The sequence below is a fragment of the Actinomycetospora aeridis genome, from assembly GCF_037400275.1.
Taxonomy (GTDB): domain Bacteria; phylum Actinomycetota; class Actinomycetes; order Mycobacteriales; family Pseudonocardiaceae; genus Actinomycetospora; species Actinomycetospora aeridis.
The window spans coordinates 238,002-257,342 of record NZ_JBBEGL010000001.1 but is presented as its reverse complement, the minus strand read 5'-3'; the positions used below and the strand labels follow the sequence as shown (position 1 = coordinate 257,342).

18 protein-coding genes are annotated in these 19,341 nt (G+C 74.7%); 6 read left to right on the top strand and 12 right to left on the bottom strand.

Going from position 1 to position 19,341, the window contains the following annotated elements; translation table 11 throughout:
* Nucleotides 1-768 carry an alpha/beta fold hydrolase gene (locus tag WCD41_RS01285; protein WP_337711563.1) on the bottom strand — a complete coding sequence of 256 codons (768 nt, stop codon included), beginning with the start codon at nt 766-768 and terminating at the stop codon, nt 1-3.
* Nucleotides 765-1,142 carry a DUF1330 domain-containing protein gene (locus WCD41_RS01280; protein ID WP_337711562.1) on the bottom strand — a complete coding sequence of 126 codons (378 nt, stop codon included), beginning with the start codon at nt 1,140-1,142 and terminating at the stop codon, nt 765-767. The genes WCD41_RS01285 and WCD41_RS01280 overlap by 4 nt, the downstream gene beginning before the upstream one ends.
* Before the next feature lie 78 nt (nt 1,143-1,220).
* On the opposite strand from WCD41_RS01280, the gene WCD41_RS01275 reads away from it, so the two are divergent.
* From WCD41_RS01275 to WCD41_RS01260, 4 genes are all read left to right on the top strand, one after another.
* On the top strand, nt 1,221-1,826 hold the full coding sequence (locus WCD41_RS01275) for a TetR/AcrR family transcriptional regulator (protein ID WP_337711561.1): 606 nt from the start codon (nt 1,221-1,223) through the stop codon (nt 1,824-1,826).
* 54 nt (nt 1,827-1,880) lie between these two features.
* Nucleotides 1,881-4,364 (top strand): HAD-IC family P-type ATPase, encoded by a 2,484-nt coding sequence (locus WCD41_RS01270; protein ID WP_337711560.1) that lies wholly within the window; start codon nt 1,881-1,883, stop codon nt 4,362-4,364.
* A 217-nt stretch (nt 4,365-4,581) separates the two neighbouring features.
* Entirely contained in the window at nt 4,582-4,770 is a 189-nt protein-coding gene (locus WCD41_RS01265) for a hypothetical protein (RefSeq protein WP_337711559.1), read from the top strand.
* Complete coding sequence (locus WCD41_RS01260) at nt 4,754-5,038, top strand: hypothetical protein (RefSeq protein WP_337711558.1); 285 nt, start codon at nt 4,754-4,756, stop codon at nt 5,036-5,038. Before WCD41_RS01265 ends, WCD41_RS01260 begins: the two co-directional genes overlap by 17 nt.
* A gap of 27 nt (nt 5,039-5,065) precedes the next feature.
* Here the strand turns inward: WCD41_RS01260 and WCD41_RS01255 are convergent, their stop codons facing one another.
* On the bottom strand, nt 5,066-7,231 hold the full coding sequence (locus WCD41_RS01255; protein ID WP_337711557.1) for a molybdopterin-containing oxidoreductase family protein: 2,166 nt from the start codon (nt 7,229-7,231) through the stop codon (nt 5,066-5,068).
* 223 nt (nt 7,232-7,454) lie between these two features.
* Here WCD41_RS01255 and WCD41_RS01250 point away from each other — a divergent pair, with 223 nt between their 5' ends.
* Nucleotides 7,455-8,468 (top strand): AraC-like ligand-binding domain-containing protein, encoded by a 1,014-nt coding sequence (locus WCD41_RS01250; protein ID WP_337711556.1) that lies wholly within the window; start codon nt 7,455-7,457, stop codon nt 8,466-8,468.
* 121 nt (nt 8,469-8,589) lie between these two features.
* Nucleotides 8,590-8,931, top strand: a complete 342-nt coding sequence (locus WCD41_RS01245) for a hypothetical protein (protein ID WP_337711555.1) — start codon at nt 8,590-8,592, stop codon at nt 8,929-8,931.
* A 64-nt stretch (nt 8,932-8,995) separates the two neighbouring features.
* On the opposite strand, the gene WCD41_RS01240 is transcribed toward WCD41_RS01245, so the two are convergent.
* The 9 genes from WCD41_RS01240 to WCD41_RS01200 form a co-directional block, all read right to left on the bottom strand.
* Complete coding sequence (locus WCD41_RS01240) at nt 8,996-10,600, bottom strand: flavin-containing monooxygenase (protein ID WP_337711554.1); 1,605 nt, start codon at nt 10,598-10,600, stop codon at nt 8,996-8,998.
* Between the two features lie 23 nt (nt 10,601-10,623).
* Nucleotides 10,624-11,544 carry an alpha/beta hydrolase gene (locus WCD41_RS01235; protein ID WP_337711553.1) on the bottom strand — a complete coding sequence of 307 codons (921 nt, stop codon included), beginning with the start codon at nt 11,542-11,544 and terminating at the stop codon, nt 10,624-10,626.
* A gap of 91 nt (nt 11,545-11,635) precedes the next feature.
* Nucleotides 11,636-12,451, bottom strand: coding sequence for a MaoC family dehydratase (locus WCD41_RS01230; RefSeq protein ID WP_337711552.1), 816 nt, complete (start codon nt 12,449-12,451; stop codon nt 11,636-11,638).
* Nucleotides 12,448-14,016, bottom strand: a complete 1,569-nt coding sequence (locus tag WCD41_RS01225; RefSeq protein WP_337711551.1) for a class I adenylate-forming enzyme family protein — start codon at nt 14,014-14,016, stop codon at nt 12,448-12,450. The genes WCD41_RS01230 and WCD41_RS01225 overlap by 4 nt, the downstream gene beginning before the upstream one ends.
* A gap of 8 nt (nt 14,017-14,024) precedes the next feature.
* On the bottom strand, nt 14,025-15,254 hold the full coding sequence (locus WCD41_RS01220) for a cytochrome P450 (protein ID WP_337711550.1): 1,230 nt from the start codon (nt 15,252-15,254) through the stop codon (nt 14,025-14,027).
* Nucleotides 15,251-16,195 (bottom strand): LLM class flavin-dependent oxidoreductase, encoded by a 945-nt coding sequence (locus WCD41_RS01215; RefSeq protein ID WP_337711549.1) that lies wholly within the window; start codon nt 16,193-16,195, stop codon nt 15,251-15,253. The genes WCD41_RS01220 and WCD41_RS01215 overlap by 4 nt, the downstream gene beginning before the upstream one ends.
* Nucleotides 16,192-16,962, bottom strand: coding sequence for an ester cyclase (locus tag WCD41_RS01210; RefSeq protein ID WP_337711548.1), 771 nt, complete (start codon nt 16,960-16,962; stop codon nt 16,192-16,194). The genes WCD41_RS01215 and WCD41_RS01210 overlap by 4 nt, the downstream gene beginning before the upstream one ends.
* A complete protein-coding gene (locus tag WCD41_RS01205; protein ID WP_337711547.1) occupies nt 16,962-17,741 on the bottom strand; it encodes an enoyl-CoA hydratase/isomerase family protein in 780 nt (259 codons plus the stop codon). Before WCD41_RS01205 ends, WCD41_RS01210 begins: the two co-directional genes overlap by 1 nt.
* Nucleotides 17,738-19,336 (bottom strand): acyl-CoA carboxylase subunit beta, encoded by a 1,599-nt coding sequence (locus WCD41_RS01200; protein WP_337711546.1) that lies wholly within the window; start codon nt 19,334-19,336, stop codon nt 17,738-17,740. The genes WCD41_RS01205 and WCD41_RS01200 overlap by 4 nt, the downstream gene beginning before the upstream one ends.
* Between the last annotated feature and the right edge of the window lie 5 nt (nt 19,337-19,341).

Below are 19,341 nucleotides of genomic sequence, written 5' to 3'. Positions count from 1 at the left end.
CTACACGTTCTCCCAGAAGTCCACGAGCACCGCGGCACCCTGCTCGGGGTCCTGGGCCATCCACCAGTGGCCCAGGCCCTCGAGCTCCGCGACGCGGGCACCCGCCCGTGCCGCGGCCCGGCGGCGCTGGGCGTCGTCGCCCACGACGTGGTCGGCGGTGGCGAGGACCGCGAGGCCGGGGCGCCGGGCGGCGTCCGGGAGGTGCGCCCCGGCCTCGGCCATCGCCGGCTGCACCGCCGCGCGGTAGTGGGCGAGGATCGCGCGCCCCATCGCCTCGTCCTGACCGGCGACCACCCGCCGGGCCACCGGCTCGGGCATGCCGCGCCCGACGAGCAGGGCCACCACCGCGTCGACGTCGCGGCCGGGACCGAAGCGCTCGGCCACGTCCGCCTCGCCCACGCCGGGCGTCTGCCAGCGCTGCGCGAGCTCGTGCCAGACGTAGTCGGGCTCGAAGGCGCCGAGGGTGTCGCTGACCCAGCTGCGCAGCAGGTCCGGCCGAGCCATCGCGACGCGCAGCGTGTGGCTCCCGCCGAGGTCGTGGCCGACGAGGTCGACCGGGCCGTCGGCGGCCACGGTCGGCTCCAGCGCCCCGACCAGCCAGTCGCGATAGGCCTCCGGCGTGGCGGCGAAGTCGTCGGGCAGGGGCGCCCCGAAGCCGGGCGGTGCGAGCCGCACGACGTCGTGGACGCCGTGGTGGGCGAGCGCGTCGACCAGCAGGTCCCAGACGGCCGGCGTCTCCGGGTTGCCGTGCACCAGCACCACCGTCACGCAATCGCCCGGTCGACGATCGGCGTCGTCGGCTGCAGCACGGCCTCGAGCAGGCCGCCCACCCGCAGGTGCTCGATCGCCCGGTAGTCCGGGTCGCGGACCATCGCCGCAAAGTGCTCGCGGCTGGGGTAGCGCACGAGCAGGACCGTGTCCCACGCCTGCCCGTCCTCGGCCGCGAGCGCACGACCGCCCTCGCCGAGGTAGACGACCTCCACGCCGTACCGCGCGCTCACCGCGCCCACGGCGTCCACGTACTGCTGGTAGATCTCCCGCCCGCCGTCGGGGCGGAAGCGCAGCAGGTTGAGCATCACCACGGGACCCCCGGGGTCCTCGGCGAGCATCGCCTCCACCGCGCCGTCCGGCAGCTCGATCATCGACAGCTCCTCTCGGTTCTCCTCCAGCCTCACATACTTGTCAGCTAGCACGCAAGTAGATCTGCTAGGGTCCGTCCCGTGACCGCCGAGCCCCGACGCCGCACCCAGGCCGAGCGCCGCGAGCACACCGAGACCGCGCTCGTCGCCGCGGCGGCCGAGGTCGTCGTGGAGTCCGGGGTCCGGGCGCTCACGCTCGCCCGTGTCGGGGAGCGTGCGGGCTACAGCCGCGGGATCGTCACCCACCACTTCGGCTCCAAGCAGGGCCTCGTCGACGCCCTGGCGCGCTCCATCCAGGGCGGGTTCGTCCCGGGCCTCGACGCCATGGCGCCGGGGCTCGAGCGACTGCTCGCGCTGGTCGACGGCTACGTGCACGCGGTCGCCGCGCTCGGGACCGCGAACCGCGCGTTCCTGCTGCTCTGGGCCGAGGCGGCCTCGGCCTCCGAGCTCGCCGAGACCTTCCGCGCCCGCGACCGCGGTTTCCGCGCCGACCTGCGCGTCGACATCGACGCGGGTCTCGCGGCGGGCGAGATCCGCGCGGACGCCGACCCGGAGGCCGTCGCCGTCGCGATCGTCGGCCAGCTGCGCGGCATCGGCATGCAGCGTCTCGTCGACCCCGACGGCGTCGACACCGAGTCCCTGCGCCGCGACATCACCGAGCAGTGGCGGCGGGCGCTGCGCGCCTGACACGACCGGAGAGCCCTTCAGCCCCACTCCAGGTCGGCCAGGGATCATGCCTCCGTGACCGCGACCATCGACGGGCTCACCGAGGCGCAGGCGCGGGACGCGGCGCGGGCGGGGCGGGCGAACACCCCGGTGTCGGGGTCGGGCCGGACCACCGCGCGCATCCTGCGCACCACCGTCTTCTCGTTCTACAACAACACGCTGTTCGCCATCGGGATCGCGCTGCTGGCCCTCGGGCGCTACAGCGACGCGCTGGTCAGCGTCGGCCTCGGGATCATCAACGCGGCGCTCGCCGCGGTCCAGGAGCTGCGGGCGAAGCGGCAGCTCGACCGGCTCCAGCTGCTCGCGCGCGAGCCCGTGACGGTGGTGCGCGACGGTGCGGACCGCACCGTGCCGCCCGCCGAGGTGGTGGTCGGTGACCTGGTGCGGGTGCGGCCCGGCGCGCAGGTCGTCGTCGACGGGCCGGTCGTCGCGGGCCGGCTGGAGGCCGACGAGTCGCTGCTGACCGGCGAGTCCGACCCGGTCGGAAAGGACGTCGGGGACCCGCTGCTCTCGGGCAGCTCGGTGGCCGGCGGTGAGGGCCTGCAGCGCGCCGAGGCCGTCGGCGCCGACAGCCACGCGGGCCGGCTGACGATCGCCGCGCGCGCCGACACGACCGCGCTCACCCCGCTGCAGTGGCGCATCGAGCTGGTGGTGCGCCTGCTGATCCTGCTCGTGGTGCTGATGAGCGGCGCGATCCTCGCCCAGGCCGCGCTCGACGGGTCGACGGTGCTGCGCTTCGTGCAGACGTCCGCGGTCCTGTCGGGCCTCGTGCCCTACGGGTTGTTCTTCCTCATCGCCGTCGCCTACACCGTCGGCGCCGCGCGGATCGCCGGGCGCGGCGCGCTGGTGCAGCAGACCAACGCCGTCGAGGCGGTCAGCCGCGTGGACGTCGTGTGCACCGACAAGACCGGGACGCTGACGAGCGGGCGGCTCACGCTCGTCGAGGTGGTCCCCGACGGCGGCGACGAGGCCGGCGCGCGGGCGCTGCTCGGGACGTTCGCCCGCTCGGTGTCGGCCACCAACGCGACGAGCGCCGCGCTGGCCGAGCTGCCCGGCGAGGAGGTCGAGATCGTCGACGAGGTGGAGTTCCGCTCGTCGCTGCGCTGGAGCGGGATCACGCTCGCCGACGGGACCTCGCTCGTCCTCGGCGCGCCGTCGACGCTGCGCCCGGCCCTGACCGACCCCGCGCTCGCCGCCGAGGACGCCGTGCGACGCCGCACCGATCAGGGCCTGCGGGTGCTGGTGCTGGCCCGGGGTACGGGCCCGCTGCGCGACGCCGAGGACCACCCGGCGCTGCCCCGCCTGCGTGGCGTGGCCCTGATCGCGCTCGCCGACGAGCTGCGCGACGGCGTCACCGAGGTCCTGGCCGACCTCGCCGCCGAGGACGTCGCCGTCAAGGTCATCTCCGGCGACGACCCGGACACCGTCGCCGCCCTCGCCCGCCGCGCGGGTCTCGACACGCCCGCGATCGCCGGGCCCCGGCTCGCCGCGCTCGAGGGCGAGCTGTTCGACGACGCCGTCGACACCCACGGCGTGTTCGGCCGGATCGCCCCGGAGCAGAAGGAGCAGATCGTCACCTCGCTGCGCCGGCGTGGCCACCAGGTCGCGATGGTCGGCGACGGCGTCAACGACGCCCGCGCGCTCAAGGCGGCCCAGGTGGGCGTGGCCATGCGGTCCGGGAGCGCCGTGACCCGCGACGTGGCCGACATCGTGCTGCTCGACGACTCGTTCACGACGCTGCCGCCCGCCCGCACCGAGGGCCGCCGGATCATCGCGGGCGTCGGCTCGTCGATGTACCTGTTCCTGTCGCGGGTGGCGACGCAGATGCTCGTCATCCTCACCGTGACGCTGCTCGGGCTCGGCTTCCCGTACACGCCGACGCAGGTCGGGCTGACGCTGTTCACCGTCGGGCTCCCGACGTTCTTCCTCACGATGTGGGCGCGCCCGGCGCCGCCCGCGGAGGACCTGCTGGTGTCGCTCGCGCGGTTCGTCATCCCCGTCGGGGTGCTCACCGCGGGGTTCGCGACCGCGATCTACGCCTACCTCTACCGACAGATCACCGACGGCTTCACCGGCACGCCCTTCCCGGACGCGATCCGCCTCTTCGAGCAGTACACCGGACTGACCTACGGGGTCGACGCCGACTTCGTCGAGGCCTCGGCCACCCTGGGCGCGCAGTCGGCGATGTCGGTGTTCGTCTCGACCACCGCCATCGTGCTGATCCTGCTGCTGGAGCCCCCGCACCGGATCTTCACGGCGTGGGCGCCGGTGAGCAGCGACCGCCGGCCGACCTGGCTCGCGCTCGGCCTGTTCGTGGCGTTCGCGGTGGTGCTGATCGTGCCGGCCACGCGCGAGTACTTCGGTCTCACCGCCCCCGATCCGCCCGTCGTGCAGATCCCCGCCGTCGCCCTGGTGCTGTGGTTCGTGACCCTGAGCCTCGTGCTCCGGTACCGGGTGCTGGAGCGGATCCTCGGGCTGCGCCCGCGTCCGACATCCTGATCTCCCCGGTGACGAGCAGCTGAACAGTGGCTGCGCCGATGGCGTGCTGTTTCGGTTCAGTGTTCGCCGGCGTGGCGAGCAGTGCGTGACGTGGACCACCATCGCAGGTGCCGTGTTCAGTCCGCGAGCCACGGTCGACCCTCCGTGAACGCCGGCGCCGTCTCGGGGAAGGGCGCGCGAGCACGGGTCCCGGTGGCGGACGAGGAGGACCCCGCCCATGTGGCACCTGCACTGGCGCGCCGACATCGCGCGCGTCGAGACCGGCCGGACCGACATCCGGCCCGAGCCGAGGACCGGGAAGAGCAGCACCGCGAAGGCGGGCTCGTTCCAGCGCGTCCGGCCCGACACCCGTGCGGCGAACCTGGCCGCCGACGTCCCGGAGTCGGTCCGTGTCCGGGGCCGCTGAGGCTCCCGGTGGCGCCAGCATCCGCGCCGCCGCCGCGCTCGCCCCGCGGGCCGTGCCCGACGGGGGCGTGACGCTCTCGCCGGCCGCGGTGGCCGCCGTCGCGGAGCTGTTCCGCGCCATCGGGCGCGGACGGGACGCCGCCGAGGTCACCGAGATCGTCGACCGGGCCGACCGCGCCGCTCGGCGGATGCTCGCCGCGCTCGAGGCGCCCGCCGCCACCCCGGCCCCCCGCAGCCCGGGCGACCAGGAGGTCCTGGCCGCCCGGTAGCCGGGGGACGGATCAGCCGGGGACGGATCAGACCGGCGCGATCTCCACCCGCGTGTCGGAGAACGTCGGCGCGTTGCCGAGGTCGGCGAAGACGAACGGGTTCACGGCGTTGACCGTGCTCTGGTCCTTCGCGTTCTTCGGCCACGCCCCCATGGGTGCGACGGCGACGCCCGGTGCGACCTCGTCGCTGACGCGTGCCAGCGCGACGAAGCGTCCGCGATCGTTGAACACCGACACGTACTGACCGTCGGCGATGTCGCGCGCTTCGGCGTCGGCGGGGTGCAGGGTGACCATCTGCTCGCCCTGGACGCGCTTCTGCATCGCCTGGTCGCCCGCGCTCGAGTTGAGGAAGGCGTGCGACTTCGGCGAGAGCAGGTTGAGCGGGTGGCTGTCGCCGGTCTCGCGCGGCGCGACGTAGTGCGGCAGCGGGTCGACGACCCCGCCGGGCTGGAACTCCTCGTAGAGCTGCCGGAACAGCGGCACGACGAAGTTGCCCGCCGCCTCCAGGGCGGCCGATCGGAACTCGGTCTTCCCCGACGGCGTCGGGAACCCGCCCTCGGCGTGCGGGCGGTACTCGTCCGGGCTCGGGAGGTTGAGCCGCGCCCAGCCGGTCTCGCGCAGGGACTCGAGGGTGATGCCCTCCATCGCCGGCGCCGACCAGTCGTAGGACTGCTCGAGCAGCTGCTCGTCGGTGAGCGTGAAGTACTCGTCCTCGAAGCCCATCGCGGCGGCGAGCCGGCGGAACAGCTCGGTGTTGGGGATCGCGTCGCCCAGCGGCGCGATGGCCGGGGTGTTGAGCGTGACGTAGAAGTGGCCCCAGCTGAACATGATGTCGTGCTGCTCGAGCTGGGTGGTCGCCGGCAGCACGATGTCGGCGTAGCGCGCGGTGTCGGTGAGGACGTGGTCGCTGACGACGGTGAACAGGTCCTCGCGGGCCAGCCCGCGGGCGATCTTCTCCTGCTCCGGGCACACGACCATCGGGTTCGAGTTGTAGACGACGAGCGCGCTGATCGGCGGGTCCAGCGCCGGCCCATCCCCCGTCGCTCCGCTCGCCCCGCCCTCACCGGTCAACGCCCGGCCCAGCAGGTACTGGTTCACGACGCGGGTGCCCGGCGTCGCCATCTCCGGGTGGATGAAGGCCGGCCAGTTGACCGGGTGCGCCCACAGCGGCAGCTGCAGCAGCCCGCCGCCGACGTGGCGCCACGCCCCGACGAGCGCGGGCAGGCACGCGATCGAGCGGACCGTCTGCCCGCCGCCCGCGTGCCGCTCGATCGCGACGCCGATGCGGATGAGCGAGGGGTCGCTGGTGGCGTACTCGCGGGCCAGCGTGCGGATGTCCTCGGCCGGGATGCCCGTCTCCTGCGACGCCCACTCCGGGGTGTACTCCTGGGCTCGCTCGACCATCTCCTCGTAGCCCGCGGTGTGCTCGCGGACGTAGTCCTCGTCGGTCAGCCCCTCGTTGATGATCACGTTCATCATCGCGAGCGCGAGGGCGCCGTCGGTGCCGGGCCGGATCGGGATGTACCAGTCGGCGCGCCGCGCGGTCTTGTGCCGGACGGGGTCGATGACGACGACCTTCGCGCCCCGCTTCTGCGCCTCGGCGACGATCGGCCAGAGGTGCAGGTTGGTCGAGACCATGTTGCAGGCCCAGATGATGATGTAGCGGGAGTGCACGATGCTCTCGGGGTCGACGCCCGCCGTCGCGCCGATCGTGGCGGCGTAGGCGGTGCAGGAGCCCGAGTCGCAGTAGGTCCGCTCGGTGATCGTCGCGCCGAGGCGGTGGAAGAAGGCGTCGCCGACCGACAGGCCGTTGAGGATGCCCTGCGTGCCGAGGTAGCTCACCGGCATGACCGTCTCGGCGCCGTGCTCGGCGATCTTGGCCTTGAAGGTCGAGGCGATCGTCTCCAGCGCCTCGTCCCAGGTGATCTCCTCGAACCGCCCGCTGCCCTTGGGACCGGTGCGGCGCAGCGGGTGCAGGAGGCGGTCCGGGTTGTAGACCTTGTCCTGGTAGTTGTTGACCTTGACGCAGAGCCCGCCGCGGGTGATGGGGTGCTCGGGGTCGCCGCGCACGCCGGTCGCGACGCCGTTCTCGACGGTCACCGTCATGGCGCACGTGTCGGGGCAGTCGTGCGGGCACGCCGCCCGCACCGTGGTGGTCGTCGGGGTGAGCGGCAGGTCCTCGAGCGCGGTCACGTCGTCTCCCGGGGTGGTGGTCACGGGGGCAGGCGGTCGCCCCGAGGGGCGGGGCGACCGCCGGTGACAGCCTGACCACCCGGCGCGGTCGGGCGCTTGTCGCTCCGCGACGGGTTGCGCACCGTTGACCGGCAGGACTCCGGTTCCCTAACGTCGGGCAACCGCCCCTGCACGACGGCACGGTCGCCGCCTGTCCCGTCCATCCGCCCCCAGGGAGCCGCCCGTGGCGACCACCACGCGACCCGTGGGTCCCTTCCCCCGGCCCCGCGCGACGGTGCCGCGTGCGCAGAAGTCGCAGAGGTCCCCCGAGGTGCGTGGCCGGGCCGACCGTCTCGACGGCTGGCGCGACCTCCTGCGCGAGCACTTCGTGGCCCTCGACGTGAACGCCGAGCCCGACGCCCCATTCGACGGGGCGGTGCGCAGCAGCCTCGTCGGGCACCTCGCGGTGGCGACGGTCGACTCGACGGGGCAGGAGTGCGTGCGCACGCCGGGGCTGGCGCGCCACGACCCGGACGACTACCTGCAGGTCGGCCTCGTCGCGCGAGGCGAGGCCGTGATGCGCCAGGACGGGCGGGAGGCCGTCCTCGGCCCGGGGGCCTACACCGTCTACGAGACGGGCCGGCCGTTCGGCTGGCGCTTCACGGGCCCCTGGCGGCTGCTCGTGTTCACCTGGCCCCGCGATCTCGTCGGCCTCGACCGGGACACCTCCCGCGCCGCGACGGCCCGCGCGCTCGGTGGCGACCGCCTGGGCGCCGTCGTCGGCCGGACGCTCGCCGACGTGGTGGCCGCGCCGCCGGAGCTCTTCCCCCTCGCCGGCGCGCGCCTCGCGACCGAGCTCGCCGACCTGGTCGGCACCGTGGCCGGCTCGGCCCTGGGCGCCGAACCGCTGCGGGGGACGCGCGGGGTCGCCGAGCTGCGCGCCCGCGTCGAGGCCTACGTCGCTGAGCACCTCGACGACCCCGACCTCGGCCCGGAGTCCATCGCGCGGGCGCACTTCGTCTCGACCCGCCAGCTCCACCGCGCCTTCGCCGAGGTGTCGACGACGGTCGGGCGGCTCGTGCGCCGGCGGCGCCTGGAGCAGGGTCAGCGGGAGCTCGTCGACCCGCGGCTCGCGGACCTCTCGGTCACCGACATCGCGCTGCGCTGCGGCTTCGGTGACCTCGCGGCGTTCAGTCGCGCCTTCGCGGCGACGTTCCACGAGCCCCCGAGCACCTTCCGCCGGCGTCACCGTCTGTGATCGGACCCTCGCGGAGAAAAGTGCCCTCCGAGCAGGGAACATCCGTGCCCGCTCGCGCCGTCAGAGTGCCGAACGCCCACCACGGGGCACCGGGACACTCCACAGAGAGCGAGCAACGATCATGAGCGCCGACACCACCGCCAGCGACCGCCACTTCGCCGCCGACGGCAACATCTACGAGGCCGACGGCAGCGTGGTCGGCACCTACCAGCTCGACGAGCACGGCCACCTCGAATCCACCGCCACCGACGAGGACGGCGACGGCCGCGTCGACACCGTGGTCGCCGACACCGACCACAACGGCACCTTCGAGACCGGCGTGGTCGACACCAACGGCAACGGCTACGGCGAGACGATCGTCATGGACACCGACGACGACGGCGACTTCGACACCGCCGCGGTCGACACCGACGGCGACGGCACCTACGAGACCGTGCGCACCGACCCCGACGGCTTCGCCTGACCCGTCCACCCCATGTGAGCGAACTTGGGGCCTATAGGCCCCAAGTTCGCTCACATAGGCATGTCTAGGAGAAGGCGAAGCCCGGGTAGCCGTCGGCGGCGAGCTGGTCGCAATGGCCCCGGTAGTTCCCGACGCCGCCGATGTAGGCCATGAACACCCGCGGCTTGCCGGGCACGTTCGAGCCCATGTACCAGGAGTCCGCCCGCGGGTAGAGCGTGGCGTCGCCGACCTCGCGGACGTGGTCGGTCCAGCCGCGCTCGGCCTCCTCGGTCGACTCGACGACCGTGGCACCCCGGGCGTGGGCGTGCGCGACGGCGTCGGCGACGAAGTCCACGTGCTGCTCGATCGACACCATCATGTTCGACAGGACCGAGGGGCTGCCCGGTCCCGTGATCGTGTACAGGTTCGGGAAGCCCGCGACCTGCAGCCCGAGGTGGCTCACCGGCCCGTCGCGCCACTTGTCGGCGAGCGCGAGCCCCTCCCGGCCCCGGATGTCGATGGCGGCCAGGCTGCCCGTCATCGCGTCGAAGCCGGTGGCGAAGACGATGTCGTCCACCGCGTACTCCGCGTCCGACGTCCGCACCCCGCGCTCGGTGATCTCGGCCAGCGGCGTCTTCCTGAGGTCGACGAGGTGCACCGTCTCGCGGTTGAACGTCGCGTAGTAGCCGCTGTCGAGGCACGGCCGCTTGGTGCCGAACGGGTGGTCGCGCGGGCTGAGGGTCTCCGCGGTCCCCGGGTCGTCGACGATCGCGCGGATCTTCTCGCGCACGAATTCCGCGGCGGTCTCGTTGGCGTCGGCGTCGACGATGCTGTCGGTGTAGGCCGCGAGGAGCCCGACGAGGTTGCGGCCCCACACCGACTCGTACGTCGCGTGCCGTTCCTCGGGGTCGACCTCGAGCGCCGACCGCGTCGCCTCGGGCACGGGGACGCCGAACCCCGACGTGCGGGCGGCCTCCCGGTGCTCGCGGTAGCCCCGCTTGCGTTCCGCCTGCGCCTCGTCGGAGAGGGGGGCGTTGTTCGCCGGCATGCTGAAGTTGGCGGTCCGCTGGAACACGGTGAGGTCCGCGGCCTGCTCGGCGATCAGCGGGATCGCCTGGATGCCCGAGGACCCGGTGCCGATCACCGCGACCCGCCGGCCGGTGAAGTCGACCTCCTCGTCCGGCCAGTGCGCGGTGTGCAGGGTGCGGCCGCCGAAGCGGTCGACGCCGGGGATCTCGGGCAGCTTCGAGGTGGACAGGCACCCGGTGGCCATCACCAGCTGCTCGGTGTCGTACCGGTCGCCGGACCCGGTCGTCACCGTCCACCGGCCGTCGGTGTCGCGGAAGTGCGCGGAGGCGACGCGGGTGTCCAGGCGGACGCCGTCGTGCAGGCCGAACCGGTCGGCGACGTGGTGGACGTAGCGCAGGATCTCCGGCTGGGTCGGGTACTTCTCGGTCCAGTCCCACTCCTGCTCGAGCTCCGGGGAGAACGAGTACGAGTACTCCATGCTCTCCACGTCGCAGCGGGCGCCGGGGTAGCGGTTCCAGAACCAGGTGCCGCCGATGTCGCCGCCGGCCTCCAGCACCACGGTGTCCAGCCCGAGCCCACGGAAGCGGTGGAGCATGTAGAGCCCGGACAGGCCCGCGCCGACGACGAGGGCGTCGACGCGGCGGACGGGGTCAACGGCCATGGGGTCACCTCCGGTGACGGACGTCAGGGGCTCGGCGCCAGGTGCTTCGCGATCTCCTCGACGACGAAGTCCATGCCCACGGCGGCGCCGGGCAGGGTGAGCAGGGTGAAGAAGCCGTGCATCTGGCCGGGCACGAGCAGCGTCGAGACGGCGGTGCCCGCCGCCGAGAGCCGGTCGGCGTACGCCTGACCCTCGTCGCGCAGGGGGTCGTGCTCGGCGAGCAGGACCGCCGCCGGCGGCAGGCCGCCCAGGTCCTCGGCGCGCAGCGGCGACGCGTCGGGCTCACCCCGGGCCGCCGGGTCCGGGACGTAGTGGCCCCAGAACCAGATCATCGCGCCGCGGCTGACGATGAGCTGGTTGGCCGGGTCGGTGTACGACGGGCGGTCGACGTTCGCGTCGGTGACGGGGTAGACGAGCACCTGCGCGGCGAGCGCCGGGCCGCCGGCGTCGCGGGCGCGGCGGGCGACGATGGCGGCGAGGTTGCCCCCCGCCGAGTCGCCGGCGACGACCACCGGGACGCGGGATCCCGCCAGGGTCTCGACCTGCGAGTCGACCCAGCGCAGCGCCGTCCACGCGTCCTCGACCGCGGTCGGGTACCGGTGCTCGGGCGCGAGCCGGTAGTCGACGAGCACCACGACGCACCCCGTGCGCACGGCGAGGGTCCGCCCGAGCGTCTCGAACTCGTCGAGCGCCCCGATCACCCACCCGCCGCCGTGGTAGTAGACGACGACGCCGCGCGGCGTGCCCGCGGGCACGATCACCCGCATCGGCACCGGGGCGTCCGCGGGTTCGACGACGTGCTCGACGTCCGGCCCCGGCCCGTACATCTCGGCCAGCGCCGGTCCCAGGTTCCGGGCCTGCTCCGGCGTCATGTCACTGATCGGCGGGAGACCGCTCTCCCCGAGCTGGACCAGCAGTGCGGTGCTCGCCTCGTCGAGGGCCATGCGCCTCCGCTCCTCGCTACCAAACGACCGGTAGTTTACGGCGCGGGTGGCCCCGATCACAACGCTGCGCGACCGTCCGGTGGCGGAACGCTCAGAACTCCGCGGTGCCCGTCACCGCGTCGCGGCCGTCGGCGTGGCGCAGCGCGAACCGTCCGTCGTCGCGCGCCACGGGCGTGACCACGTCGCCGGCCACGACCGTCGCGCGGAAGCGGGCGTCGAACGCGGTGAGCGTCGCGCCCGGGCTCCGCGCGGTGACGTGGCTCAGCGCGTAGGCGAGGTTCGCGGGGCCCTGGTTGACGCACGCGCGACCCAGGCCCACCGCGGCCGCGGCGTTCGGGTCGAGGTGGATCGGGTTGGGGTCGCGCAGCAGCAGCGCCATCAGCTTCATCTCGTCGGCCCGCACGGTGATCGACGGCCCGGGGTGTTCCGGGCCGTCCGCGCGCACCTCCGTCGACGGGACGGGCACCGGCGCGTCGGCCACCCCCGGACGCGGCAGCAGGAAGCCGTAGGTCGCGGTGAGCACCGGGGCGCCGTCGCGCCACAGGTCGAGCACCATCTCGACCTCGTCGACCACCCCCAGCACGCGCCCCTGCCGGCGCCGGACCGTGGTGACGCCGCCCCGGACCTCGTGCTCGGCGTCGAGCACCAGCGGCGCGGCGAACCGCGCGCCGAAGCGTCCGAGCAGCGGCCCCTCGGCGAGCCGGCAACCGAAGCTCTCGAACAGCTCCCCGAGCGTCAGCCCCATCCCCCGCTGCGGCGCGAGGAACGCCCAGATCGGGTGCGGGTCGGGCGTCCGCGGCGCCCGCACGGCGTCGTGCATCAGCAGGCTCTCGTAGCCCTCGACGCGGCAGGTGCCGCCCGGCAGGCGCCGGCCCGCCAGCTCCTCGGGCGCCGGAGCGGTCGTCACGCGCGCACCCGCGGGGCCTCGGTGACGCCCGCCGCGGCGAGCTCCTCGGCGATCCGGCCGCGCAGCTCGACCTTGCGGATCTTCGTGCCCGACATCGGCCACGCGTCCACGAACCGCACGTAGCGCGGCACCCGGAAGCTCGCGATCCGCCCGACGCAGTGCGCGATCAGCTCCTCGGCGGTGACGGTGGCGCCGGGCGCGAGCTGCACGAACGCGGCGGGCACCTCGACGTAGCGGGCGTCCGGGGCCGCCACGACCGCGACGACGCCGACGGCGGGGTGGGTCAGCAGGTGGTTCTCGATCTCGGCCGCGGACACGTTCTCGCCGCCCACCTTGAGCATGTCCTTCAGCCGCGTGCGGAACGTGACCCGGCCGTCGGCGTCGACCGTGACGACGTCGCCGGTGTGCACCCAGCCGCCCGCGTCGATCGTCGCCGCGGTGGCCTCCGGGTCGCGGAAGTAGCCGTCGAACGCCGTGGGCCCGCGGAAGAGCAGCTCGCCGGGGGTGTCGGGCGGCAGGTCGAACCCGGTCTCCGGGTCGACGACGCGTACGCCCATGCCCGGCATCGGGTGCCCGCCCGTGGTCAGGCGCGCCTCGAGCGGGTCGTCGAGGCGGCCCAGGGCGAGGAACGCCGACGACTCCGTCATCGCGACGCACGAGACGTGGACCGCCTGCGGGACGCGCTCGGCCATCGTGCGCAACCGCTCGGGCACCCCGACGGCCATGACGAGCCGGATCCGGTGCAGGTCGCGGCCGGGGAAGTCGGGGCGGTCGAGCACCGGCATCCAGATGGTCTCGAACGCCGCCAGCGCCACCGTGACCCGCTCGGACTCGAGCAGCGCGGGCGTCGTCGCCGGGTCGAAGAAGCCGGGATGGACGAACGCGGCGCGTGCCGTCAGCGCCGCGAGCGCGAACGTGATCCCGCCGCCGTGGAAGAGCGGGATCGCCGTCCAGATGCGGTCGTCCGGGGTCAGCGCCATCCGCTCGGCGATCCCGGCGGCGAGGCGCACCAGGGCCTCGTGCGAGAGCAGCGCACCCTTGGGTGCCGCGGTGGTGCCGGAGGTGTAGACGAGCACGGCGGCGTCGCGGACGCGGGTGCCGGCCTGGGCCGGCTCGACGGCGACGGTGTCGCCCCCGGACAGCTCGCCGAGCGTCACCAGCGCCCGCAGCTCCGACGTCGGTCCGGCGTCCACGGCCCGGCGGGCGAGGTCGGCGAGGTCGGGTGCGCCGGGGGTGGCGGGCGGCGCCGTGACGACGAGCGCCGCGCCCGAGTGCACGACGACGTGGCGCACCTCGTCGGGCCGGTAGCGGGCGTTGACGGGCACCGCGACCGCGCCGACGCGGGTCACGGCGAGCAGCAGCGCGACCAGGTCGGCCGAGGCGGGCAGGAGCAGCGCGACCCGGTCGCCGGCGGTGACGCCGAGGGCGAGCAGGGCCGCGGCGTGGCGCACGGACCGGTCGGCGAGCGCCCCGACCGTCACCCGCTCGCCGTCGGCGAAGACGAGGGCCTCGGCGTCCGGGTCGGCGGCGGCGGACTCGTCGACGAGCTCGTGCAGGGTCGTCACGCGGGGTCTCATCGCGTCGTCCCCGCGGGCACGCCGTCGTGCGTCACGGGCAGCGACGCCTGGGCCCGCGACGCGATCGTCGGCAGGTACTCCGGCTCGCCCTCCACCCGCAGCCCCGGGAGGCGGCGCAGCAGGGTGCCGACGGCGATGCGGGTCTCGATGCGCGCGAGCTGGGCGCCGATGCAGGCGTGGATGCCGCGACCGAACGCGACGTGGGTGGCGCGCTCGCGGGCGAGGTCGACGGTGTCCGGGTCATAGAAGCGCTCGGGGTCGCGGTTGGCGCCGCAGAGCAGCAGGTAGACGCGCTCGCCGCGGCGGATCGTGCGGCCGCGCAGCTCGTGGTCCTCGACGACCCAGCGCACCAGCACCTTGATCGGCCCGACGAGCCGCAGCGCCTCCTCGACGGCGGGGTTGACCAGCGCCGGGTCGTCGCGGACGCGGTCACGCAGCGCGGGGTCGGCGGTGAGCAGGCGGATCGCGTTGGCGATGGCGTTGGTGGTGGTCTCGTGCCCGGCGAAGAGCAGCAGCGCGCACATGCCGACGAGCTCGTCGTCGTCGAGGGCCTCGGAATCGCTCCCGTCGCCGATCATCGCCGAGAGCATGTCGCCGCCCGGCTCGCGGCGCCGGAGCGCGACGAGCTCGCGGAAGTACCCCGCCATCTCCTCGAGGCCGCGCAGGGCCCGCTCGTGCCGGTCCGGGCGTGCGTCGCCGCCGGCCCCGAACGCGACGAGGGCGAGCTCGTCGGACCACGCCCGGAAGCGGTCGCGGTCCTGCGCCGGCGCGCCGAGCATCTCGGCGATGACGATCGCGGGCAGCGGGTAGGCGACGCCGGCGACGAGGTCGGCACCGCCGTCCGCGAGGAACGCGTCGACCAGCTCGTCGACCAGGGCCTGGATCCGCTCCTCCATGGCGGCGATCTGCTGCTGCTTGAAGGCCATGCCGGACAGCCGCCGCAGCCGGGTGTGCGCGGGCGGGTCGGTGACCACCATCCACTCGCTGATGAGGCCGAGGATCCGTTGCGAGGCGTCGCCCGACGCCTTGGACATCACCGGCCGCACCCGGTCCGACGAGAGCGCCGGGTTGCGGAAGGCGGCGACGACGTCGTCGTGGCGCGTCACCAGCCAGGCGCGGTGGGTCGGGCTCCAGTGCACCGGGTCGTGCTCGCGCAGGACGGCGGCCGCCCCGTCGGGGTCGCGGACGGCCTCGGGACTCAGCAGGTCGTCGGGGAGCTCGGTCACGACGGACCTCCGAGGGCGGGGACGGGGTCGGCGAGGCCGGGGCGCAGGACGTCGGTGACGAGCTCCAGGTGGCGGTCGACGAGGTCGGAGGGGAGCCCGCCGAGGTCGGCGAAGCAGAAGACGTCGGTGACGGGGAACGAGCCGACCAGCGGCGCGAGCTGCTCGCGGATCGTCGCCACGGCGTCGTCGGCGGTGAGGATCCTGAGCTTCGGGAAGGTCGCGTCGGTCTTCGCCGGCGCCGCGTCGTCGTTGCCGGAGTACGACGCGCGGTTGCGCGCCGCGGCGGCGCGGACCTCGGCCTTCGCGGCGTCGGGGTCGTCGGCCAGGAGCACGTTCACCAGGCCCCCGAGACGGCCCTCCCGGCCGTCCAGCCCCTCGGCGTAGGGCGCGAGCAGTGCGGGGTCGAGCCAGAGCAGCCCGGCGCCGACGCGCCCGGCCAGCCGCGCGCCCCGGGGGCCGCGCGCCCCGACCCACGTGGGCAGCGGGTCCTGCACCGGCGCGGGCGTCACCGTGCCGTCGGCCCACAGCCCGGGCAGGCGCCGCAGCTGGTCCTCGAGGGTCGCGTAGCGAGCACGGTGGTCCGCACCGACCCGGGCGAGCTCCGCGGCACTCCACCCGGCGCCGACGCCGAGCTCGAGCCGCCCACCGGAGATCAGGTCGACGACGGCGGCCTGCTCGGCCAGCGTCGTCACCGGGACCATCGGCCCGATGACGACGGCCGTGCCGACGCGCAGGGTGCGGGTGCGCGCGGCGATCGCCGCCGTCGCCGTGAGGGGCGCGGGCAGGTAGCCGTCGGCGAACCCGTGGTGCTCGGTGACCCACACGGCCTCGAGCCCGCGACGCTCGGCGTCGGCGACGCGGTCGAGGGTGCGCGCGTAGACGTCGCCGCCCCGCGTGCCGGGCGGAATGCGGAGGTCGAGATACAGCCCGACGCGCGTCACGTCAGCGCCTTGAGGAGGCCCAGTCGGTCGCGGACCACCTGGCCGGCGACGACGTGCCCGTCGGCGACGGTGACGAGCGCGGCCGCGTGCAGGGTCGCGGGAGCGCCGATCTGCTGGTCGCAGCCGTCCAGTCCGCCCCGGAACCGGCCGTGCACGGTCACGTGCACGGCGGCCCGGTCGCCGGCGGTGAACAGGTCGTCGACGACGACGTCCTCGGCGTCGACCAGCACGGACGGGTCGCGGCCGTCGTCGAGCACGACCTCCCCCACGGCCGGTGCCCCCTGCTCGGCCCACGCGGCGGCGACCTTCTCGACGGCGGCGTCGGGCTCGCGCGCCGGGGTGTCCCACGGCGCGAGGGCGGGCGGCGGCACCGCGTCCGGCACCCCGTCGGCGAGCTGGCGGCGCCGCGCGAGGTAGTCCTGCTCGACGCGGTTGGCGGTCAGGCGGGTGCCGTTCCACGCGTAGAGCCCGAGGCCGCGCCAGGCCGCGAGCGCCCCGCCGTGGCGCACCGAGGCGCCGTGCTCGGTGAACAGCAGGGCCAGGCGGTCGCCGTCGGTGACGACGTCGTGGACGGTCAGCCCGAGGCCGGGGAACTGCTCGAGCTGGCGCCGGGTCGCCGGCTTGTAGGCCTCGTCGCGGCCGGCCACCTCGTGCGGACCCATGCGCAGCACGTAGTCCGGCTCCATGATCTCCTCGCAGACGGTGAGGTCGTGGGAGTTGGTGTAGTCGACGACGTAGCGGCGCATCAGCGCGACGAAGGCATCCACTAGCGCCCCTCGAACCGTGGCGGCCGCTTCTCGGTGAAGGCCGCGATCCCCTCGGCGGTGTCGGCGGTCTCCTGCAGCATCGTCACCGCCTCGAGCGAGTAGCCCGTCTCGCCGCGGTCGACGCCGCGGTTGATCATCGCCTTGCCCACCCGCACGGCCAGCGGCGCGGCGCGGGCGATGCGCTCCCCCACGGCGACGGCCTCGTCGAGCAGGGCGTCGTGCGGCGTCACCTTCTGCACCAGCCCGACGCGCTCGGCCGTCGCGGCGTCGAGCCGCTCGCCCGCGAGCACCATCCACTTCGTCCAGTGCCGGCCCATCACCGCCGGGCCGCGCAGCACCCCGAAGCCCGGCACGAGGCCGATGCCGCTCTCGGGCATGGCGAACGCCGCGCGCTCGGAGGCGAGCACGAGGTCGCACGCCAGCGCCAGCTCGCAGCCGCCGCCGAAGGCGTAGCCGTTGACCGCGGCGATGACCGGCAGCGGCGACTCCTCGATCGCCGCGAACGTCCGCAGGCAGGCGGCCTGGAAGGCGCGCTTGGCCGCCGTGCCGTCGAGCTCGCCGAACCCGGCGATGTCCCCGCCCGCGGAGAACGCCTTGTCGCCGGCGCCGGTGAGCACCACCGCGCGCGTCGTGCCGGACGCCTCAAGGCGGGCGAGCGCGTCGCGCATCTGTGGCCAGAACGCCTCGGTGAGCGCGTTGAGCTTCTCGGGCCGGTCGAGGTGGATCACGGCGACGGGGCCGTCGTCCTTGACGGTGATCTCGGTGTACTCGGTCGTCACTGTCGGGCCCCCGTCCGGTGCGGCCGCTCGCCCCACGCGATCTCGATGCTGGTCGCGACGACGTGGCGGGTGGCCGCGGGCGCGATGACGTCGTCGAGGGAGACGTGCGCGGCGGCCTCCCACGGCTCGGACTCCGCGACCCACTCGGCGGTCAGCTCGGCGGCGCGCGCGTCGCGGGCCTCCGGCCCCTCGGTCTCGAGGAGGCGGTCGAGCGCGCGGCGGTGCACGGTGCGGATACCGGTCTCCGGGGCCATGAACCCCATCTCCGCGGTCGGCCACGCGTAGAGGAAGTCCGGCCGCGTGGGGCGCCCGCCCATCGCGAAGTGCCCGCCGCCGTAGGCCTTGCGCAGCACGACGCCGACGCGCGGGACCGTGGCCCGGGCGATCCGCGACACGGTGCGCTCGTAGGCGTGCAGGATCCCGGCGCGCTCGGCCTGGCTGCCGATCATGAGACCGGGGACGTCGTGCAGGAACACCAGCGGCAGGCCGAACGTGTCGCAGAGGTCGACGAAGTCGTGCTCCTTGGCCAGCGACTCGGGGTCGAGGGCGCCCGCCCGGACCAGCGGCTGGTTGGCGACGATCCCGACGGGCCGGCCCTCGATGCGCGCGAGGGCGCAGAGCAGGCTCGGGCCCCACCCGTCGGCCCACGGCAGCACCGACTCCGCGTCGGCGACGCCGGCGATCACCTCGCGCATGTCGTAGCCCGCCCGGGCGCCGGTGGGGACCACGTCGGCGAGGTCGGCGCGGGCCGGGGCCACGGCGTCGGTCACCGGCGCGGGCAGCGCCGCGTTCGACGGCAGGTAGGACAGGAACGCGCCGAGCGCGGCGAGCGCGTCGTGCTCGGTGTCGACCACGAGGTGCGCGTTGCCCGCGGCCGTCGCGGCCTCGGGCCCGCCGAGCTCGTCGTCGGACAGGCGCTCCCCGATCGCGGGCTCCACCACCGACGGACCCGACAGCGCCACCGACGACCCGCGGGTCATGACGACGTAGTGCGCCGTCGCGGCGTGCAGCGCCGAGTCGCCGTAGCTCGGACCGAGGACCGCCGCCGCGCGCGGGACGGCCGGTGAACCGTCGGTCGCGCCGAGGAAGCTGGTGAAGTCCAGCGGCAGCCCGGAGAACCGCCAGCCCATGACGTCGGGCATCCGGCCGCCGTCGGCGTCGCAGAGCAGGACGAGCGGGAAGCCGCCGCGCTGCGCGTGCTCGATGAGACGGCCCTGCTTGCGCATGCTGATCGGCGCGGTCGTGCCGGCCACCGCGGTCGCGTCGATGCCGATCACCCCGACGCGGCGCCCGTCGAGCGTGCCGAAGCCGGTGACCACGGCGTCGCCGGGCACCGGCTTCTCGCGCCGGATCTCCGGCTCGGCGAGCGCCCCGATCTCGAACCACGTCCCGGCGTCGACCAGCGCCGCGACCCGCTCGCGCACCGGCATCCGCCCCGAGGCCCGGTGCCGCGCGATCGCGTCCTCGCCGCCCATCGCCTCGGCGGCGGCGCGGCGGCGGTCGAGCTCCGCCTGCGCGGCGTCCATCCCCGAGCGGGTCGCGGCCGGGTCGGGTCCGTGACCGTTGGCGCGCCCTCCGGCGTGCTCGACTGGCACGGTGC

What these genes read in the sequence shown, in the direction of transcription:
- WCD41_RS01280 (WP_337711562.1), bottom strand. Translation starts at nt 1,142, where the DNA reads ATGATCGAGCTGCCGGACGGCGCGGTGGAGGCGATGCTCGCCGAGGAC.
- WCD41_RS01265 (WP_337711559.1), top strand. Translation starts at nt 4,582, where the DNA reads ATGTGGCACCTGCACTGGCGCGCCGACATCGCGCGCGTCGAGACCGGC.
- WCD41_RS01245 (WP_337711555.1), top strand. Translation starts at nt 8,590, where the DNA reads ATGAGCGCCGACACCACCGCCAGCGACCGCCACTTCGCCGCCGACGGC.
- WCD41_RS01240 (WP_337711554.1), bottom strand. Translation starts at nt 10,600, where the DNA reads ATGGCCGTTGACCCCGTCCGCCGCGTCGACGCCCTCGTCGTCGGCGCG.
- WCD41_RS01235 (WP_337711553.1), bottom strand. Translation starts at nt 11,544, where the DNA reads ATGGCCCTCGACGAGGCGAGCACCGCACTGCTGGTCCAGCTCGGGGAG.